The sequence below is a fragment of the Porphyromonas sp. oral taxon 279 str. F0450 genome, assembly GCF_000292995.1.
Taxonomy (GTDB): domain Bacteria; phylum Bacteroidota; class Bacteroidia; order Bacteroidales; family Porphyromonadaceae; genus Porphyromonas; species Porphyromonas pasteri.
This window is the reverse complement of sequence record NZ_ALKJ01000014.1, coordinates 1-15,437: the sequence shown is the minus strand read 5'-3', so window position 1 is coordinate 15,437 and position 15,437 is coordinate 1. Positions and strand designations below refer to the sequence as shown.

Below are 15,437 nucleotides of genomic sequence, written 5' to 3'. Positions count from 1 at the left end.
AAGGCGTAGGACGCACGGTGGAGTTTAAGGGGCTGAAAGCGCAGTACCTCTTCTTCTTTGCAGGAGGCTTGCTGGCGACCTTCATCGTAGTGGTCGTGCTCTACCTCCTTGGCGTCAGCCAGCTGCTCTGCCTCGGCATAGGCGTATTGGGTGCCTCACTTCTTGTGTGGCAAACCTTCGCTATGAACCGCAAGTATGGTGAGCATGGACTGATGAAGCGGGGGGCACTACGCTCTCATCCCCGTTACTTAGCTCATCGCCGTAGCGTCCTACACTTATTCCACCAGCTCAAATCATCCAGAAGATGAGACACAAGAGCAAGACCTGTAGCTTGGAGGCCAAGTTCCCTCTGCTTGCTATTGAGCAAGGTTGCTTGATCAGTAAGGATGCCGATATCACGGTGGCCTTTCGGGTGGAGCTACCCGAGCTCTTCACCGTGACCTCGGCAGAGTATGAAGCGATGCACTCAGCATGGCATAAGGCCATCAAGGTGCTTCCTAACTTCAGCATCGTACATAAGCAAGACTGGTTCATCAGCGAGGAGTATCAGGGTAGGCTCTCCGAAGGGGAGCTTAGCTTTCTTGCACGCTCCTCGGAGCGCCACTTCAATGAGCGTCCTTATCTCAAGCACTCGGTCTATCTCTTCCTAACGAAGAGTAATAGAAAACGTATGGCTCAGCAGAGTAACTTCTCTGTGCTCTGCCGAGGGCGTCTTGTCCCGAAGGAGATCGAGGATAAAGAAGCCGTCATCAAGTTCATGGAGGCGGTGGACCAGTTTGAGCGCATCATCAATGACACGCTGCTCCTTCGTCTGGAGCGTATGACGGAGGATGAGCTTGTGGGGACGGCAGACAGACCAGGGCTTTTAGATCGCTACTTCAGCCTCTCGGAAGAGGGGCATGCTTCGCTTGAAGATATTCAGCTCGGAGCGGACCTTGTCCGCGTCGGGGATCACCGACTTTGTTTGCATACGCTTAGTGATACGGAGGATCTTCCGACGCGTGTCAGTACCGATGGACGCTATGAGCGGCTATCCACTGATCGCAGTGACTGTCGTCTGAGCTTTGCCTCGCCTGTGGGCTTGCTCCTTTCCTGCAACCATATCTACAATCAGTACCTCTTCATTGAGGATAGTGATGCGACCCTCGAGCGCTTTGAGAAGCAGGCGAGAAATATGCACTCTTTGGCACGCTATAGTCGAAGCAATCAGATCAACGAGGAGTGGATACAGGAGTACCTCAATATAGCCCACTCTCAGGGCTTGACCTCTATTCGTGCCCACTTCAATGTGCTAGCGTGGAGTAGTGAGGCCGATCAGCTTCGCCAGATTAAGAATGATGTTGGCTCCGCTTTGGCTCTGATGGAGTGCAAGCCACGGCACAATACCATCGATACGGCGACGCTCTATTGGGCAGGCATTCCAGGGAATGCTGCAGACTTCCCCTCAGAGGAGAGTTTCTACACCTTCATCGAGCCAGCGCTTTGCTTCTTCACGGCCGAGACGAACTATAAGGATTCGCTCTCTCCCTTTGGCATCAAGATGGCCGACCGTCTGTCGGGAAAACCAATTCATCTGGATATCTCTGATCTGCCGATGAAGAAGGGCATCATTACCAACCGCAATAAATTCATCCTTGGTCCCTCGGGTAGTGGCAAGAGCTTTTTCACGAATCACATGGTGCGGCAGTACTATGAGCAGGGCGCACATGTCTTGCTCGTTGATACGGGTAACTCGTACCAAGGCTTATGCGAACTCATACACCGCAAGACCAAGGGGGATGATGGGGTGTACTTCACTTACTCGGATGAGCGACCCATCTCTTTCAATCCATTCTACACCGATGACTATGTCTTCGATGTAGAGAAGCGCGAGAGCATCTGTACGCTACTGCTTACCCTCTGGAAGTCTTCTGAGGAGCGGATTACTAAGACGGAGGCAGGTGAATTAGGCTCGGCAGTCAATGCCTATATCGAGCTTCTGAAGGCTGATCATCGTGTTGTACCCTGCTTCAACACCTTCTATGAGTACTTGAGAGATGTATATCGAGAGGATATGAAGCAGCGGGAGATCCAGGTCACGCTCTCAGACTTCAATATCAATAACCTGCTTACGACGCTTAAGCAGTACTACCGAGGTGGGCGCTATGACTTCCTGCTGAACTCGGATAAGAATATCGATCTCCTGTCTAAGCGCTTCATCGTCTTTGAGATTGACCAGGTGAAGGACAACAAAGATCTCTTCCCTGTGGTGACCATCATCATTATGGAAACCTTCATCAATAAGATGCGTCGCTTGAAGGGTATTCGCAAGATGATCCTTATCGAGGAGGCCTGGAAGGCGATTGCCTCGGCCAATATGGCGGACTATATCAAGTACCTCTATAAGACGGTGCGCAAGTACTTTGGTGAGGCTATTGTCGTGACGCAGGAGGTGGACGACATCATCCAGTCGCCAATCGTCAAGGAGAGTATCATCAACAACTCGGACTGTAAGATCCTCTTGGATCAGCGCAAGTACATGACCAAGTTCGATGGTATACAGGCGATGCTTGGCTTATCGGACAAGGAGAAGAGTCAAATCCTTTCCATCAATCAGAGTAATGATCCCCAGCGCCTCTACAAGGAGGTCTGGATTGGTTTAGGCGGGATGCAGTCGGCAGTCTATGCCACGGAGGTTTCCCTTGAGGAGTACCTCACCTATACAACTGAAGAGACCGAGAAGCTGGAGGTACTCCAGCGGGCCGAGCGTCTTGGGGGCGATATTGAGGGTGCGATACGGCTCCTCGCTCAAGAAAAACGGCAGAAGAAATAACCAGCTAAAACAACAGAGACAATGAAGAAGTACCTTTTTATGGCTCTCTTCGGATGGAGCCTTTTCACGCTACGAGCCCATGCTCAGTGGGTGGTGAGTGATCCCATGAACTTTGCAGGCAATATTGCCAATACAGTCAAAGAGATTGCCACGGCGGGTAAGACCGTCAAGAATACGTTGTCTGGCTTCAAAGAGATCGAGAAGCTCTACAATGACACGAAGAAGTACTACGATGCCCTGAAGAAGGTCAATAATCTGATCGGGGATGCCTATAAGGTCAAGGAGTGTGTCTTGATGGTAGGTGAGATCTCAGAGATCTATGTCAAGTCCTACAAGCGCATGCTACAGGATAAGAACTTCAGACCCTCCGAGCTGGCTGCTATCGCCTCCGGCTACACGAAGCTTCTGGAGCAAAGCGGGGAGAGCCTCAAGGAACTCAAGTCTGTCGCAGGGAGCAATGTCTTCTCGATGAATGACAGTGAACGTATGCAGATGATCGACCGCATCTATACGACGCTCCGAGAGTATCGTTCGCTCGTGTCATACTACACGCAGAAGAACATCTCGGTCAGCTATGTGCGTGCCCGAGCTAAGGGGGATCTCTCAGCTGTTCGTAGTCTGTATGGCAGTGACGTAAGTCGTTACTGGTAGGGAAGGGGCTTATGGACTTTACAAGTTTGCACGAACTGCTCCGCTCAACCTACCAGGAGATGCTACCCTTGGCAGGCGAGATGACGGGGATTGCTAAAGGTGTTGCTGGCCTGGGTGCTCTCTTCTATATGGCCCTTCGAGTATGGTCCTCTCTTGCTCGAGCAGAGCCTGTGGATGTCTATCCTCTCCTTCGTCCCTTTGTCCTTGGCTTCTGTATCATGTTCTTCCCTACGGTGGTTCTTGGGACGATGAATACCGTTCTATCTCCCATCGTGCAGGGGACGGAGTCCATGGTCCATAAGCAGGAGGGGACGCTTGCCGAGCTTACGGCCAAGCGAGATAAACTCAAGGAAGAAGCCTATCTCCGTAATCCTGAGACTGCTTATCTGGTCTCCAATGAGAAGTTCGATCAGAAGATCGAGGAGATGGGAATTATCGGGCCCGAGGATGCCATCACTATCGCGGGGATGTATGCTGAGCGCGCAGCGTATCAGACGAAGCAGTGGTTTATGAACCTGATTCATGATCTGATGGAGCTCCTTTTTCATGCCGCCGGCTTGATCATTGATACGCTACGCACCTTCATCTTGATCGTCCTCTCCATCCTGGGTCCTGTGGTCTTTGGTATTGCTGTGTGGGATGGCTTGTCGGGCTCCTTGACGGCGTGGTTCTCTCGCTACATCTCGGTTTATCTCTGGCTGCCCGTCAGCTCTATCCTTACGGCTCTGCTTACGAAGATCCAGGTCTTGATGATCCAGAAGGACATCTCCGCCCTAAGCGATCCCAACTACCTGCCTGATTCAGGCTCGTGGTATTACATCGTGTTCTTCCTCATTGGCATTGTGGGCTACTTCTGTGTACCTACGGTTGCTGGGTGGATTATTGAAGCTGGAGGCGGTATCGGCTCCTATGGGCGCAATGTTAATCAGGTGGCTCAGCGCGGGATGCAGGGGGCTTACGCCGGAGGTAAGGCAGCGGCTGCAGGAGCAGGTGCCAGCATAGGCAACCTTGGTGGCCGCATCAGGGGTGCTTTAATCAAAGGCTAGTAACACGAGAGAGAAGTATACACTATGGAATTCCAATCATTAAAGAATATCGAGACGGCATTCCGTCAGATCCGTCTCTACATCCTCCTCTTTGCCTTGCTCTGTGCCGGAGTCTGTGGCTATGCCCTCTATAGTTCCTACCGCTTTGCTGAAAGGCAGCGCGAGAAGATCTATGTCTTAGATCAAGGTAAGTCGCTGATGTTGGCTCTTAGCCAAGATGCCTCGCGTAATCGCCCTGTGGAGGCCAGGGAGCATGTCCGCCGCTTTCATGAGCTCTTCTTCAGTATCGCCCCCGACAAGGATGCTATCGAGGAGAATATGTCCCGTGCTTTTGCCCTCTGTGATAAGTCAGCCTTCGATTATTACAAGGACCTAGCGGAGCAGGGCTACTACAACAGGGCGATCTCGGGCAATGTCAATCAGCGTATTGTGATCGACTCGATCCACTGCAACTTTGAGAGCTATCCTTATGAGGTGACGACCTACGCCAGGCAGTTCATCTTAAGGCAGAGTAATGTCACCGAGCGAAGCCTGGTGACGAGCTGTACGCTTCAGAACTCTGTCCGCTCGGATGATAACCCGCAGGGCTTTCTGATGGAGCACTTCCTTGTACGTGAGAACCAAGATCTACGGAGCTATAAACGCTAAGGCTATGTCTACTCGCTTTTCCCTCTATCGCTACTATCTCGGGCTGCACTACTGGCTTCGGGCTTACTGTGATCGGCTTAGTCCTAGGACTCGTCGACGCTTGGTCTACGGTATCAGTGTGCTCTATCTAGCCTGCTCCCTTGTTATGATTGCTCAGGTGTTCTTCCCTCGGAAGGTGGCACAGCAACCTCCTATCCCCAGGCATCAGCATCTGGATGTTCCTCTCCGCCCGTCTCGGCAGGATAGCCTCGGGCGTTCCCTCTCGAGAATTACTCATCAATTGATAGCACACTATGGATAAGAAACAGCAAGAACAGCTCCGTAAGGGGCTCGTCTTTGGAGGGCTGGGACTCATCTGCGCCCTCTCCCTTTGGTTCATCTTTGCTCCCTCGGATAAGGATAAAGCCGCAGAGCAAGAGGGTCTCAATAAGGATATCCCTGAGGCAACAGTGCGCCAGCTCACCGATAACAAGCTCAAGAGCTATGAGCTGGGCGACAAGTCGGCTTCAGAGAGTGAGACGCAAGCTGAGATCGGGCGCCTCTCGGATTACTTTGCAGAGGAACCCACCTCCCTTGATGCACAAGGACAGCCCTCCTCAACGAAGATTGAGGGCTCCCTTCAGCGCTATGAGGAGAATAAGCGTCTCTTGAGCTCCTTCTATGCCACGGATCCTAATGCAGAAGAGCGTGATGCTTTGCGTGCTGAGAATGAAGATCTCCGTGAAGCTCTGCGTAAGAAAGAGAGTGAAGAGGATGACGAGGAGGAAAAGCAACTTCGCCTGATGGAGCGAAGCTATCAGATGGCCTCCAAGTACCTTCCCAAGGGCGGGGAGCTTCCAGCCAAAGCCTTTCTTAGAGCAGAAGAGCGTACTATCGTAGAGCCAGAAGCAGAGAGCGCTCTTCAAGAGCCTAGGATGGAGGTCCTTGCAGAGCCCAAGCACATGGTCTCTAGTCTAGCTCAGCCCATGGCCGATTCAACCTTCATGCAGGAGTACGGGAGCAAGGAGCGTCATCTAGGCTTTCACTCGGCGCTTGCTCAACCCTCTTCCGTCCAGCGCAACACGCTGCCCGTGGTGGTCGATCATACGACGACACTACGGGAGGGAAATTATGTGGCCTTGCGCCTCTTAGAGTCCGCCCATATCGGCGAGCTACGTATCCCACGACAGAGCTTGCTGATAGCTCAAGCTAAGCTCGGGGGGAATCGCTTGCATCTCCTCGTCAAGAGTCTTGAGATCGGTGGGCGGATTATCCCCGTCAAGCTCTCGGCCTATGATCTTGATGGGCAGGAGGGGATCTATATCCCGGGGGCAGAGCAGGTCTCTGCCCTGAAGGAGGTGGGGGCGAACATAGGAGGCTCGGTAGGTACTTCCTTCACCTTTGCGAGCTCGGCAAAAGATCAGATCATCTCCGAGGCAGCTCGTGGCGTGATGCAGGGAGCAAGCCAGCTCCTTCAGAAGAAGCTCCGTACTCTTCAAGTTACCCTCAAAGGAGGCTATCGTCTCTTTTTAGTTTCCAGTAAGTAAACAGCAAAAGCACTATAACAATGAAGCAATGGATTCTTTCCGCCCTGCTCTTCGGGGCGAGTATGACGACCTCCCATGCTCAGACTACGACCGATAGTCTGAGAGCTCAGACGGGCTATCGTCCCCTTTCCACGGGCGATCTCTATCAAGGGATGAGCAAGACCATCCCCACGGGGCGTGTGGTCTTGCCCTATGGTCTTGAGGTCACCTTTGACAAGACCTCGCACCTGATCTTTCCCTCCGCTATCCGCTACGTAGATCTCGGGAGCAACAAGCTCATCGCAGGGAAAGCGGAGGATGCGGAGAACGTCCTGCGTGTCAAGGCCGCCGTGCGTGACTTTGAGACGGAGACGAACATGAGTGTCATCTGTGAGGATGGCTCCTTCTATGCCTTCAATGTGAAGTATGCCGAAGAGCCCGAGAAGCTCAGCGTCGAGATGGCCGACTTTTTATCAAGCACGGAGGGTAGGCTACCGAGCAATCGTGCCGATATCTACTTTAAGGAGCTGGGGAGTGAGTCGCCCATCCTCGTGAAACTGATGATGAAGACCATCCATCAGAATGATGAGCGGACGGTCAAACACATCGGGGTACGCCAGTTTGGGATCCGCTTCCTCCTGCGTGGGCTCTATGCGCACAATGGCTTGCTCTACCTACATACCCGCATCGACAATGAGACGAACCTTCCTTACTCGGTGGACTTCATCAGCTTCAAGGTCGTCGATAAGAAGGTGGCTCGACGTACGGCCATCCAGGAGCAGGTACTGCAGCCGCTACGAGCCTACCACGAGGTGACTCGGGTGCGTGCGGAAGGATGCGAGCGCACGGTCTTCGTGCTCGAGCAGTTTACCCTCTCGGAGGACAAACAGCTTGAGGTAAGGCTTTACGAACGAGGTGGCGGACGCACGCTTGCCTTCTACCTCGATGAGGAAGACCTTCTACTTGCCAGGAAGATTGACAATCTTAAGCTCAAGTGGTAAGCCCTATGAAGAAGTTTTGTTTACTCCTCGCTTGTGCTGTCTGTGGATTCATCTCTGCAAACGCACAGCGACTCATCCCGAAGCAACAAGGGATTGAGGTCATCGCGTCCGTGCCACTGATCAAGGGAGAGAAGGTCTTTAGCAAAGAGCACTGGGGTGCTGGTGTGTCGCTTACGAAGTACCTCAAGCGAGCTAGCTATGCCTTCCTCTTGGCTGAATACGAAGAGCAGCGACTCGCGTATCGTGACTATGAAGTTCCAATGCGTGATGTGCTTCTACAAGTGGGCTATATGCAGCCGCTTCTCTTGGATAGGGGTAAGAATATCTTTACCTACCTAGGGCTCTCTGCCCTCGGGGGCTATGAGGAAGTCAATGAGGGGCAGATGCTCCTTCCTGATGGGGCGACGCTTCTTGACCGCTCACGCCTCGTCTGTGGCGGGGCGGTGCATAGCTCCATTGAGTGCTTCCTCTCGGATAGGCTACTCCTCATCCTCAAAGCTCAGGGGCGGGTGCTCCTGGGCTCTGATCTGCATCGCTTTCGTCCCGCTCTTGCCTTGGGACTACGCTTTAACCTATAGACTGAAGACGTACAATGAAAAGGAAACTTGTGAATATGCTGTGGGCTATGGGGCTACTTGCCGTAGTGAGCCTTTGTCTCCCTGCTTGTGACCGCGAGCTGGAGGTACAGCAGGCTTATGACTTTACGCTGGAGACGATGCCCGTCCAGAAGGACCTCCGTAGGGGCGAAACTGTTGAGATACGATGCTCCCTCAAGCGAGCAGGTCGCTTTGTAGGGGCTCGCTATACCCTTCGCTACTTCCAAAGCGAGGGTAGGGGGATGCTGAGGCTGGATAGGGGAGCTGTACTCAAGCCTAATGATCGATATCCCCTGGTGAGGGAGGAGTTTCGCCTGTACTATACCTCGCAGTCAGCAGACCGACAGACCATCGACCTGTACATCGAGGATAACTTTGGCAAGGTGCGACAACTGACTTTCTCTTTCAATCACAAGAAGGTACAGGATAAAAAGGAAGATGGCTAAATGGATATTTGCATTCTGTCTGCTGTGTTTCGAGGCTTTGCCCTCTATGGCGCAGAGGTGAGTGCGTTGGACAGACTTACCGCCCTTTGTGCGAGCTGTGCTTTGCGTCAAATACTTTGAGGGCTGGCACGGCAAGGAGCATCATCCCTATGTCGGTTATGGTCACGAGCTTAAAAAGGGCGAGAAGTTTATGGCAGAGATGACAGAACGACAAGCCGACTCCCTCTTGCGTGCCGACCTCTGGGAACGCTTAGAGGTGTTTAGGGGTTATGGCAAAGATGCCTTGCTTTTAACGCTGCTCTCTTACAATACCGGTGTGGTCGCCTGCTTGGGGTTATGGCAAACAAGGCAAAAGCCAGCTGCTTCGTAAGATTGAGCAAGGGGATAGGCATTTCTACAAGGAATACCTATCCTTTTGCTACTATAAAGGCAAGGTCTTGCGAGGGCTACTCAGACGGAGGAAGGCGGAGTTTGCCCTGTTTTATATCAATTGATAATTGTTTATTACTATATAGTTGACGTTTTTTTGAGTATTACTCCTCTTTCTTGCTGTTAATGAGTATCTTTGTAGCCCAAAGCAAAAATATGATTATATCGCAGAAGACTATAGAGAAGTTAAGGGAATTGATAAATGAAGAAACAGAATATCGTTCTGGTTCTAAACTTGTTGCTTTTTTCAATCAATATGGATTTAGAGATGTATATGGTAATGGCTTCCCCTCAAGATGGATATATACAGAGGAAAAAATACGTGCATTAAATGGAAAGCCTGAATTAGATAGATGTATTAAGGATGTTTTTGCTCCAGTAAATTTTATCGGAAGATTCTCTGAATTAGATTCTTTTATAGCAGACTTCAATCAATACCTCTGTTTTGATGGGTGGAATGTTATACGCAAAGGCAGCGAAATCACTTTTTCAAAGGCAACAAGGGTAGATATTGACAAGGAAAAGGAGAAAGAATGCACTGTAAATAATGCAGAAGCAGATTTCTTAAATGCGGAATTTGCAGATATTTCAGTTGAAAGCTTACCAATAGATAATTATGTATTACCCTATATAGAAGCACGTATCAGTGAAATCAAAACTTGCTTATCTGTAAAAGCTGCTTTATCAGTAATATTTCTTTCTGGAAGTACATTGGAAGGAGTCTTATTGGGATTAGCTCAAAATAATCCAGCGATGTATAATCAAGCTAAATCTGCTCCCAAAGATAATAAAACGGGAAAGATACGGCAGTTTCATGAATGGACACTTAGTAATTTTATAGACGTATCTTGTGAAGTCGGTTTCCTTAGAGAGGATGTTAAGAAATTCAGCCACTCACTGCGGGATTTTAGGAATTATATTCATCCATATCAACAGATGTCAGAGAGTTTTTCTCCTGATGAGAATACCGCAAAAATTTGCTTTCAAGTGTTGAAGGCTGCATTATTTCAAATAACTCAAAACAAGAAAAGATGAAGACAATTGCTTTTGTTCTCGGGAACAATGATTATTTCGAAGGTGCTCAGCTAAAGTGTGCTGTAAATGATGCCTCGGAGATAGCAAAAATCTTTCGTCGTCTTGGGTATGATGTTCGTGAGGAACTAAATATCAAGTCAGAAGATTGCTCGCGTATACTAACAGATTTTGAAGGTCAGATAAAGGATTATGATGCTTCTATCTTTTACTTTGCAGGACATGGCTTTGAACTTGACGGTGAGAACTATTTAATACCAATAGACTGTCAAATACCCCCTGGGAATAAATATGAAGCAGGCAGGTCCTGTATCAGACTAACTGAGGTCTTAGGGATTCTCAAAACAAATTCGGGAAAAGTAAATATAGTAATAATAGATGCCTGTAGAAAAACTTTTGACAGAGGAGTTGCAAGTTCTTTTGCGCAGGTGCAAGCTCCCAAAGGGACTCTTATAGCCTTTTCTACCTCTCCCAACGAAGGAGCGAAAGATGGAAATGGACAAGATGGTCATAGCGTATATACAAGTGCTTTATTGCAATATATAGGGAGGGAAACATTATCTGTTGAGAGTCTTTTTAAGAAAGTCCGAAAAACGGTCTATAACCTAACCAATGGAACTCAAACGCCATGGGAACATACGTCTTTAATTGGAGATTTCTTTTTCAATAGTGGACAATTGGTTTATTCGGTAGAAATTCCTTATAACGAAGTTGTTGTTAAAGACTCTCTGTTTGATGGAGGTGATGTTTTTGGCAATTTAATCTTGGAACTCCGTTCTTGTGATTGGAATAGACAAAACCCTGCAATGGAAAAGATTCGCAGAATACCTGCTTCTGACCTCAACAAAAATCAACAGTTTATTTTGGGGCGTAATTTGTACCAAGCTAATGGTTATGCATGGGAAGTGCAAAGATTTTTTGAAAACCTTGGGAACAACCTATCAAAATACGATAAAGACAAAGAAAATCATGTGCTTAACGGCATTCTCTTCGAGATATACTTTGATAGTAAAGGAGATTTTCGGAATGAACTAAAAAAGCATGATTTTGACAACGTGTTTTCTCTTCGGAAAAATCCAATGTTTGCAAAATCTTTTGACTTTATAAGGGATGTTCTCCAACCATATAAAGAACAGCTCTTTTATATCCCTACTATTCCTGATGAGCCAATTGATATTGATATAAGTGCAGAAGAAAAAAACAACTCAACAGCATTTGGAGAAGAAACAATTCAAATTATACACAAAGTCAATGTGGAGAATAAAGATATAACGAAAGCATTCTCTCACAGTTGTCCTTATGGCATGAATGAGTTAGGAGTAAAATCTTATTTGTCTAATTTTCTTACAGCTCCGAAGGATTTAATTCAAATACATAGCAATGTTTCATTACAGAAGATAGCTTTTGCAAAAGAACTATTTGACGAAGATTTTCATTGGTAATGTCTTTCTATTTTCAGCTATTTCACCTATTACCGATGATAATGCAACTTTCTTTTGCTTCTGTTCTTTTGGTCGCCTGCTTGGTTCAAAGACAAAGAAAAGAAGTCCCGAAGCGATTTGCTCAATCACTTCGGGGCTTTTGTATTTAGGGGCTATGGCTTAGGCTACACGGCTCTGTATTTGCTTGATGTTTCGGTGTACAAGGTCAATGATGCGGTCGTGGTACTCGGGGTTTTTGTTTTGTAAGCCACGACACTGAATGACCTTCATTGTTTCAAGCGATACTTCAATGGTCTCTATCCGCTTACCCTCAATGCGAGCCGATAGGATAAGGCTCTGCTCCTTGAGGTGGTATTCGTTGGTAAATACACAATGGTGTAAGGCTTTGCCCTCCTCGAGGTACTCCTCTACACATTCTAATACACGCACCTCTATCGTGCCGTCTGTAAAGGCGATGCCAAAGAATGGGGCTTTGAGCGCTTGAAAACGCTCTTCGTTCTCTATGGCTTTCTGTCGCCTTTGGGCTTCGGCTTCCTTCTCTCGCTGAGCCTGCAACTTCCGCTGTGCCGTGTCGTGGGCTTGCAGTAAGTCTTCGGGGCAAACGAAGTGGGCGTTGTGCGCGTCCTTACCCAATCTGCGGAGCATATCCACATAGTCGCACCATAGGGCGATGTCTGTAATGTCATAGCCCCTTCGGAGTGTGATTTTGTAGGCTGGCCAATAGGCATCCCAATTCCTTGGGCGGCTGAGGAAGTAGCGTAGATGCTCGGTGCGTCCAGCTTTCAGTAGGGTCTCGGCTCTGCTGTCCGTGAGGAGGGCTGGGATAAGACTCGTGGGAGCGATGTCATAGTACTTCCCCTCAAAGCCATTCCTCTTTAGGGTATCACTTAGTTTAACCTCAGGGCATAAGGGACAACGAGCAACGAAGCGATAGGCTTCGCTGTCACGACGAATAGCCATAGGCGAATAGTAGGCAAAGCTATCTATATAATGCCCCATCGTTCGCTGTACGGCGACAATAGACTGCCTGCCACGCTCATCCCACCAATACTGACCAATCTCCATAACGGAGGAGCTGGCTTGGTAGCCTTTCTCCATACCCGCAATAAGCAAGTACATACGTAAGACTTGATACCCTCCCGAAGTATTCAGTACTGTGAAATACTGCCGTTGCTTTAACTTCCTCGCCCTTGTCGTTATGACCTCTAAGCCTGCTCCACACTGGGGGCAGGTGCAATGCTCGGTAGGCTCAATCATTTGCCACGAATGCCCACAATCCATACAAGTGGATTTGCCCTTGGGTAGGCGATAGGCATAGTGCTCAATGCACTCACGGAATGCCCACTGCGTCTGTGTCTTCGTTATCGGGCGGAGGTGCTTGCTCTGAGCAATGACGGCTTGCTCAAACTTATTTCTCGGTTTCATAGGCTTACATATCAAATAGAGAGGGTAGGGGTTCTTGCTCGGTCGTAGTGTTCGCCTTAGCTTTCACTCGCTTCGGCTCTTGCAACTTGCGAAGCTCCTCGGCTTGGTACTGCTGTATCGCCTGCTTGCGTGCTTCGGCTTTCTCTTCTTCGGTGAGGACGATGGTATGATTGACTACCACATTGCAGGCTACACGGCTACCCACTTCTAAGTCGTCCTCATCATAGTAGTGTATCGCCATAGAGTAGATTTCATAGTCCTCAAAGCCGTTGCAACCGCTCTGCTGTACCTGCTGTAAGATATAGGTAATGCAGTCCTCGATGTTCTTGTGGGGCTTTGCCAAGTTAGGAGCAAACAGAGGGTCTGTGGCTGCTCTTTGATTGAGATACTCGGCTATGGTGCGTGTGAATTGTTCTGTTCCGCTCATTGTCGTTAGTATTTAGGGATTTCTACAATCTGGTTGATACGTCCATAAAGGTGCTTACGTAGGCTGGTGCGGTCAGGGGCATAGTATTCTGCCCATTGTCCGTATTGCTTGACCAAGTACTTTTTCAGCACATCGAAGAAGTCAAAGCGGTAGCCCATCACGGGTATGGCGGTGCGGAAGTAGGTGTTGCTGTTCACGGCTTCGCATAGCCAATCCTTTTCCTCACGGCTCATTGTCCCGCCACGATTGAGCTTCACACGCAGGAGGTAGGCTTTACAGGCACAGAGGGTTTCCAAGGGCTGCACCTCCCACTGCACGAACTTAGTCGCCACGGCACGCTCGCACGCCTCAGTCCCCGAGTTTATGCGGTAATGGGAGGAGGAGCTATCTCCTTTTCCTTTCATCGAAGGTGTGGTATTTACGTTCTGCTTATCCATAGTGACATTTTTTTTATGCGTCCAACGATCGGAGTATGCTGATTCCTTTTTCGAGCAAGACAGAGGTAGCGGGGCGATGGCGGACACAAGGTTTGGGAGGAAAATACAACCTGGAGCCCCCGGGGCGGAAGTGTGGAGATTTTCCTGCCAACCGTAGGCCCTGACCTTGGGGAGCCCAAGCCCCGTCCTACCTTTGCGAGGGAAAAGAAACAGCATCCGTCGCTTACGCATCAAGTGGAACGGCTGGATGAAGAAGCAGAAGTGCAAAGCCTATAAGCTGAAAGTAAAAAGGTGGCTAGCTCCTAAGAGCCAGCCACCCGTCTAGAGTATGAGGAATCATCCTTGCTAAAGGATGCAGATCAGAATCGCTACGAAGATGGCTAACCATAAGAGATAGCCGAGGATGGTGAAGGTAACTTGTAGGATGGTTCGTACTACGAAACGTAGCAGGAGGAAGCCCGCTATGACACCTACAATCGTCACGACCTGTGGAGTGACGACTCTAGAGATAAGGTAGACGGCAGCTACAACAAGTGTCAGTAGAAGCGCCAGCTCAATGATACGTCGCCAGTCAACGAAACGGGAAGGAGACACCTGTCCCTTCGTCTGCTTGTCGGGAGAGGCCTTACCCCTGATGAAGACGGGGCTGTGCGGATCGTGATTCATTGCTTGAGTATTCATATCTGGGGGCATTCTTGAGTTTCAAGAGCAGGGACAAGATGCTTCTCGACACAAAGAGCAAGGGCGCTTGCCTCTTGGCGTGTGGAGTGGAGCGTATATCTTGGCTCTTGACACTCGAGTGCCCCAATGGGATCTTACTCTTGAACGTATATCTCAGCCTTGTCTACGATGGGCAAGTGGTTCTCCTCAATGAGCAGGACGATGGTACCTGTCAGCTCGGTGTAGAGTAGCTCATACTCACGACTTCCGTCAAAATCATCGCGGAGATCATACTTTGAAAAGACCGCTTGAATGGACTTGTTGCCCAGGAGGATGGGGGCGAGCCTATGGGGGAGGGGCTCGGGAAGCTCTTCGGAGAACTCCTGCTCAAGGATGGAGACGAGGGTGTCATACTTGGAGAAGTGGAGTCCCTGATAGAGGAGCTCGCTGGCCATTGCCTCCGCCTCGAGGTGCGAGAAGCCTTGGGCTACGCTATCGCAGTAGGAGGAGAGGGCTAGGTCTGCACGTGCACCGATGAAGGCGCTGTCGGTTATTAACTCGGGATGATGGTCTCTGAGGTAGCCTTCCAGCTTGAGTCGGAAGTAGGAAAGCTCTTTCTTGGTCTGATTCATAATAGGGCTTGTGTTAAGGGGGAGAGCATAGGCTTAGAGACCCATGGCTTCGTTGAACTTATCGAGCTTACCCGCTAGCTGCTCCATATCGTGCTCGATCTTCTTGCTGGTGATACGGGCGTAGATCTGTGTGGTCTTGATGTTGGTATGCCCCAGCATCTTGGATACGCTCTCCATCGGTACGCCTTTGCTGAGCGACATCGTCGCAAAGGTATGACGAGCCAGATGGAAGGTGAGTCGCTTCTGTA

The 15,437-nt window shown here is 49.5% G+C and carries 17 protein-coding genes and 1 pseudogene; 12 read left to right on the top strand and 6 right to left on the bottom strand.

From position 1 onward, the window contains the following. The 12 genes and pseudogenes from HMPREF1323_RS02170 to HMPREF1323_RS02115 form a co-directional block, all read left to right on the top strand. A partial coding sequence (locus tag HMPREF1323_RS02170; RefSeq protein WP_083845328.1) for a DUF4133 domain-containing protein occupies positions 1 to 308 on the top strand: 308 nt, incomplete at its 5' end. Further along, complete coding sequence (locus tag HMPREF1323_RS02165) at positions 305 to 2,812, top strand: TraG family conjugative transposon ATPase (RefSeq protein ID WP_009432516.1); 2,508 nt, start codon at positions 305 to 307, stop codon at positions 2,810 to 2,812. The genes HMPREF1323_RS02170 and HMPREF1323_RS02165, both read left to right, overlap by 4 nt. Positions 2,813 to 2,833: 21 nt before the next feature. Then, positions 2,834 to 3,463 (top strand): DUF4141 domain-containing protein, encoded by a 630-nt coding sequence (locus HMPREF1323_RS02160; RefSeq protein WP_044123913.1) that lies wholly within the window; start codon positions 2,834 to 2,836, stop codon positions 3,461 to 3,463. An 11-nt stretch (positions 3,464 to 3,474) separates the two neighbouring features. Next, positions 3,475 to 4,509: a conjugative transposon protein TraJ gene (gene traJ / locus HMPREF1323_RS02155; protein WP_009432517.1), complete on the top strand. Its 1,035-nt coding sequence runs from the start codon at positions 3,475 to 3,477 to the stop codon at positions 4,507 to 4,509. Between the two features lie 24 nt (positions 4,510 to 4,533). Next, the gene (gene traK / locus HMPREF1323_RS02150; protein ID WP_009432525.1) at positions 4,534 to 5,157 is read left to right on the top strand and encodes a conjugative transposon protein TraK; all 624 of its coding nucleotides are present in this window, start codon (positions 4,534 to 4,536) and stop codon (positions 5,155 to 5,157) included. Positions 5,158 to 5,450: 293 nt separating this feature from the next. Then, positions 5,451 to 6,683, top strand: coding sequence for a conjugative transposon protein TraM (traM, locus tag HMPREF1323_RS02145; RefSeq protein WP_009432522.1), 1,233 nt, complete (start codon positions 5,451 to 5,453; stop codon positions 6,681 to 6,683). Between the two features lie 20 nt (positions 6,684 to 6,703). Then, on the top strand, positions 6,704 to 7,663 hold the full coding sequence (gene traN / locus HMPREF1323_RS02140) for a conjugative transposon protein TraN (protein WP_009432523.1): 960 nt from the start codon (positions 6,704 to 6,706) through the stop codon (positions 7,661 to 7,663). Between the two features lie 5 nt (positions 7,664 to 7,668). Next, positions 7,669 to 8,241 (top strand): conjugal transfer protein TraO, encoded by a 573-nt coding sequence (locus HMPREF1323_RS02135; RefSeq protein WP_009432511.1) that lies wholly within the window; start codon positions 7,669 to 7,671, stop codon positions 8,239 to 8,241. A gap of 14 nt (positions 8,242 to 8,255) precedes the next feature. Then, the gene (locus tag HMPREF1323_RS02130) at positions 8,256 to 8,705 is read left to right on the top strand and encodes a DUF3872 domain-containing protein (protein ID WP_044123912.1); all 450 of its coding nucleotides are present in this window, start codon (positions 8,256 to 8,258) and stop codon (positions 8,703 to 8,705) included. Positions 8,706 to 8,751: 46 nt separating this feature from the next. Continuing rightward, positions 8,752 to 9,199 (top strand): annotated as a pseudogene (locus HMPREF1323_RS02125) (glycoside hydrolase family protein). 91 nt (positions 9,200 to 9,290) lie between these two features. Further along, positions 9,291 to 10,169, top strand: coding sequence for a hypothetical protein (locus HMPREF1323_RS02120; RefSeq protein ID WP_009432509.1), 879 nt, complete (start codon positions 9,291 to 9,293; stop codon positions 10,167 to 10,169). Further along, the gene (locus tag HMPREF1323_RS02115) at positions 10,166 to 11,608 is read left to right on the top strand and encodes a caspase family protein (protein ID WP_009432519.1); all 1,443 of its coding nucleotides are present in this window, start codon (positions 10,166 to 10,168) and stop codon (positions 11,606 to 11,608) included. Before HMPREF1323_RS02120 ends, HMPREF1323_RS02115 begins: the two co-directional genes overlap by 4 nt. Before the next feature lie 159 nt (positions 11,609 to 11,767). Here HMPREF1323_RS02115 and HMPREF1323_RS02110 read toward each other — a convergent pair whose 3' ends face one another. From HMPREF1323_RS02110 to HMPREF1323_RS02085, 6 genes are all read right to left on the bottom strand, one after another. Continuing rightward, positions 11,768 to 13,033 carry a PcfJ domain-containing protein gene (locus tag HMPREF1323_RS02110; protein ID WP_009432521.1) on the bottom strand — a complete coding sequence of 422 codons (1,266 nt, stop codon included), beginning with the start codon at positions 13,031 to 13,033 and terminating at the stop codon, positions 11,768 to 11,770. Between the two features lie 4 nt (positions 13,034 to 13,037). After that, on the bottom strand, positions 13,038 to 13,460 hold the full coding sequence (locus tag HMPREF1323_RS02105) for a PcfK-like family protein (RefSeq protein ID WP_009432512.1): 423 nt from the start codon (positions 13,458 to 13,460) through the stop codon (positions 13,038 to 13,040). A 5-nt stretch (positions 13,461 to 13,465) separates the two neighbouring features. Beyond that, complete coding sequence (locus tag HMPREF1323_RS02100; RefSeq protein ID WP_009432515.1) at positions 13,466 to 13,864, bottom strand: hypothetical protein; 399 nt, start codon at positions 13,862 to 13,864, stop codon at positions 13,466 to 13,468. Positions 13,865 to 14,242: 378 nt separating this feature from the next. Further along, the gene (locus HMPREF1323_RS02095; protein WP_009432510.1) at positions 14,243 to 14,578 is read right to left on the bottom strand and encodes a hypothetical protein; all 336 of its coding nucleotides are present in this window, start codon (positions 14,576 to 14,578) and stop codon (positions 14,243 to 14,245) included. A 134-nt stretch (positions 14,579 to 14,712) separates the two neighbouring features. Further along, positions 14,713 to 15,189: a DUF1896 domain-containing protein gene (locus HMPREF1323_RS02090; RefSeq protein WP_009432518.1), complete on the bottom strand. Its 477-nt coding sequence runs from the start codon at positions 15,187 to 15,189 to the stop codon at positions 14,713 to 14,715. A gap of 33 nt (positions 15,190 to 15,222) precedes the next feature. Continuing rightward, positions 15,223 to 15,437 (bottom strand): tyrosine-type recombinase/integrase (locus HMPREF1323_RS02085; RefSeq protein WP_009432524.1); only part of this gene is annotated, 215 nt, incomplete at its 5' end.

Coding starts and splice junctions, on each gene's coding strand:
- traN (WP_009432523.1), top strand. CDS start 6,704: ATGAAGCAATGGATTCTTTCCGCCCTGCTCTTCGGGGCGAGTATGACG.
- HMPREF1323_RS02165 (WP_009432516.1), top strand. CDS start 305: ATGAGACACAAGAGCAAGACCTGTAGCTTGGAGGCCAAGTTCCCTCTG.
- HMPREF1323_RS02130 (WP_044123912.1), top strand. CDS start 8,256: ATGAAAAGGAAACTTGTGAATATGCTGTGGGCTATGGGGCTACTTGCC.
- HMPREF1323_RS02110 (WP_009432521.1), bottom strand. CDS start 13,033: ATGAAACCGAGAAATAAGTTTGAGCAAGCCGTCATTGCTCAGAGCAAG.
- HMPREF1323_RS02095 (WP_009432510.1), bottom strand. CDS start 14,578: ATGAATACTCAAGCAATGAATCACGATCCGCACAGCCCCGTCTTCATC.
- HMPREF1323_RS02160 (WP_044123913.1), top strand. CDS start 2,834: ATGAAGAAGTACCTTTTTATGGCTCTCTTCGGATGGAGCCTTTTCACG.
- traK (WP_009432525.1), top strand. CDS start 4,534: ATGGAATTCCAATCATTAAAGAATATCGAGACGGCATTCCGTCAGATC.
- HMPREF1323_RS02120 (WP_009432509.1), top strand. CDS start 9,291: ATGATTATATCGCAGAAGACTATAGAGAAGTTAAGGGAATTGATAAAT.
- HMPREF1323_RS02105 (WP_009432512.1), bottom strand. CDS start 13,460: ATGAGCGGAACAGAACAATTCACACGCACCATAGCCGAGTATCTCAAT.
- HMPREF1323_RS02090 (WP_009432518.1), bottom strand. CDS start 15,189: ATGAATCAGACCAAGAAAGAGCTTTCCTACTTCCGACTCAAGCTGGAA.
- HMPREF1323_RS02100 (WP_009432515.1), bottom strand. CDS start 13,864: ATGAAAGGAAAAGGAGATAGCTCCTCCTCCCATTACCGCATAAACTCG.
- HMPREF1323_RS02135 (WP_009432511.1), top strand. CDS start 7,669: ATGAAGAAGTTTTGTTTACTCCTCGCTTGTGCTGTCTGTGGATTCATC.
- HMPREF1323_RS02115 (WP_009432519.1), top strand. CDS start 10,166: ATGAAGACAATTGCTTTTGTTCTCGGGAACAATGATTATTTCGAAGGT.
- traM (WP_009432522.1), top strand. CDS start 5,451: ATGGATAAGAAACAGCAAGAACAGCTCCGTAAGGGGCTCGTCTTTGGA.
- traJ (WP_009432517.1), top strand. CDS start 3,475: ATGGACTTTACAAGTTTGCACGAACTGCTCCGCTCAACCTACCAGGAG.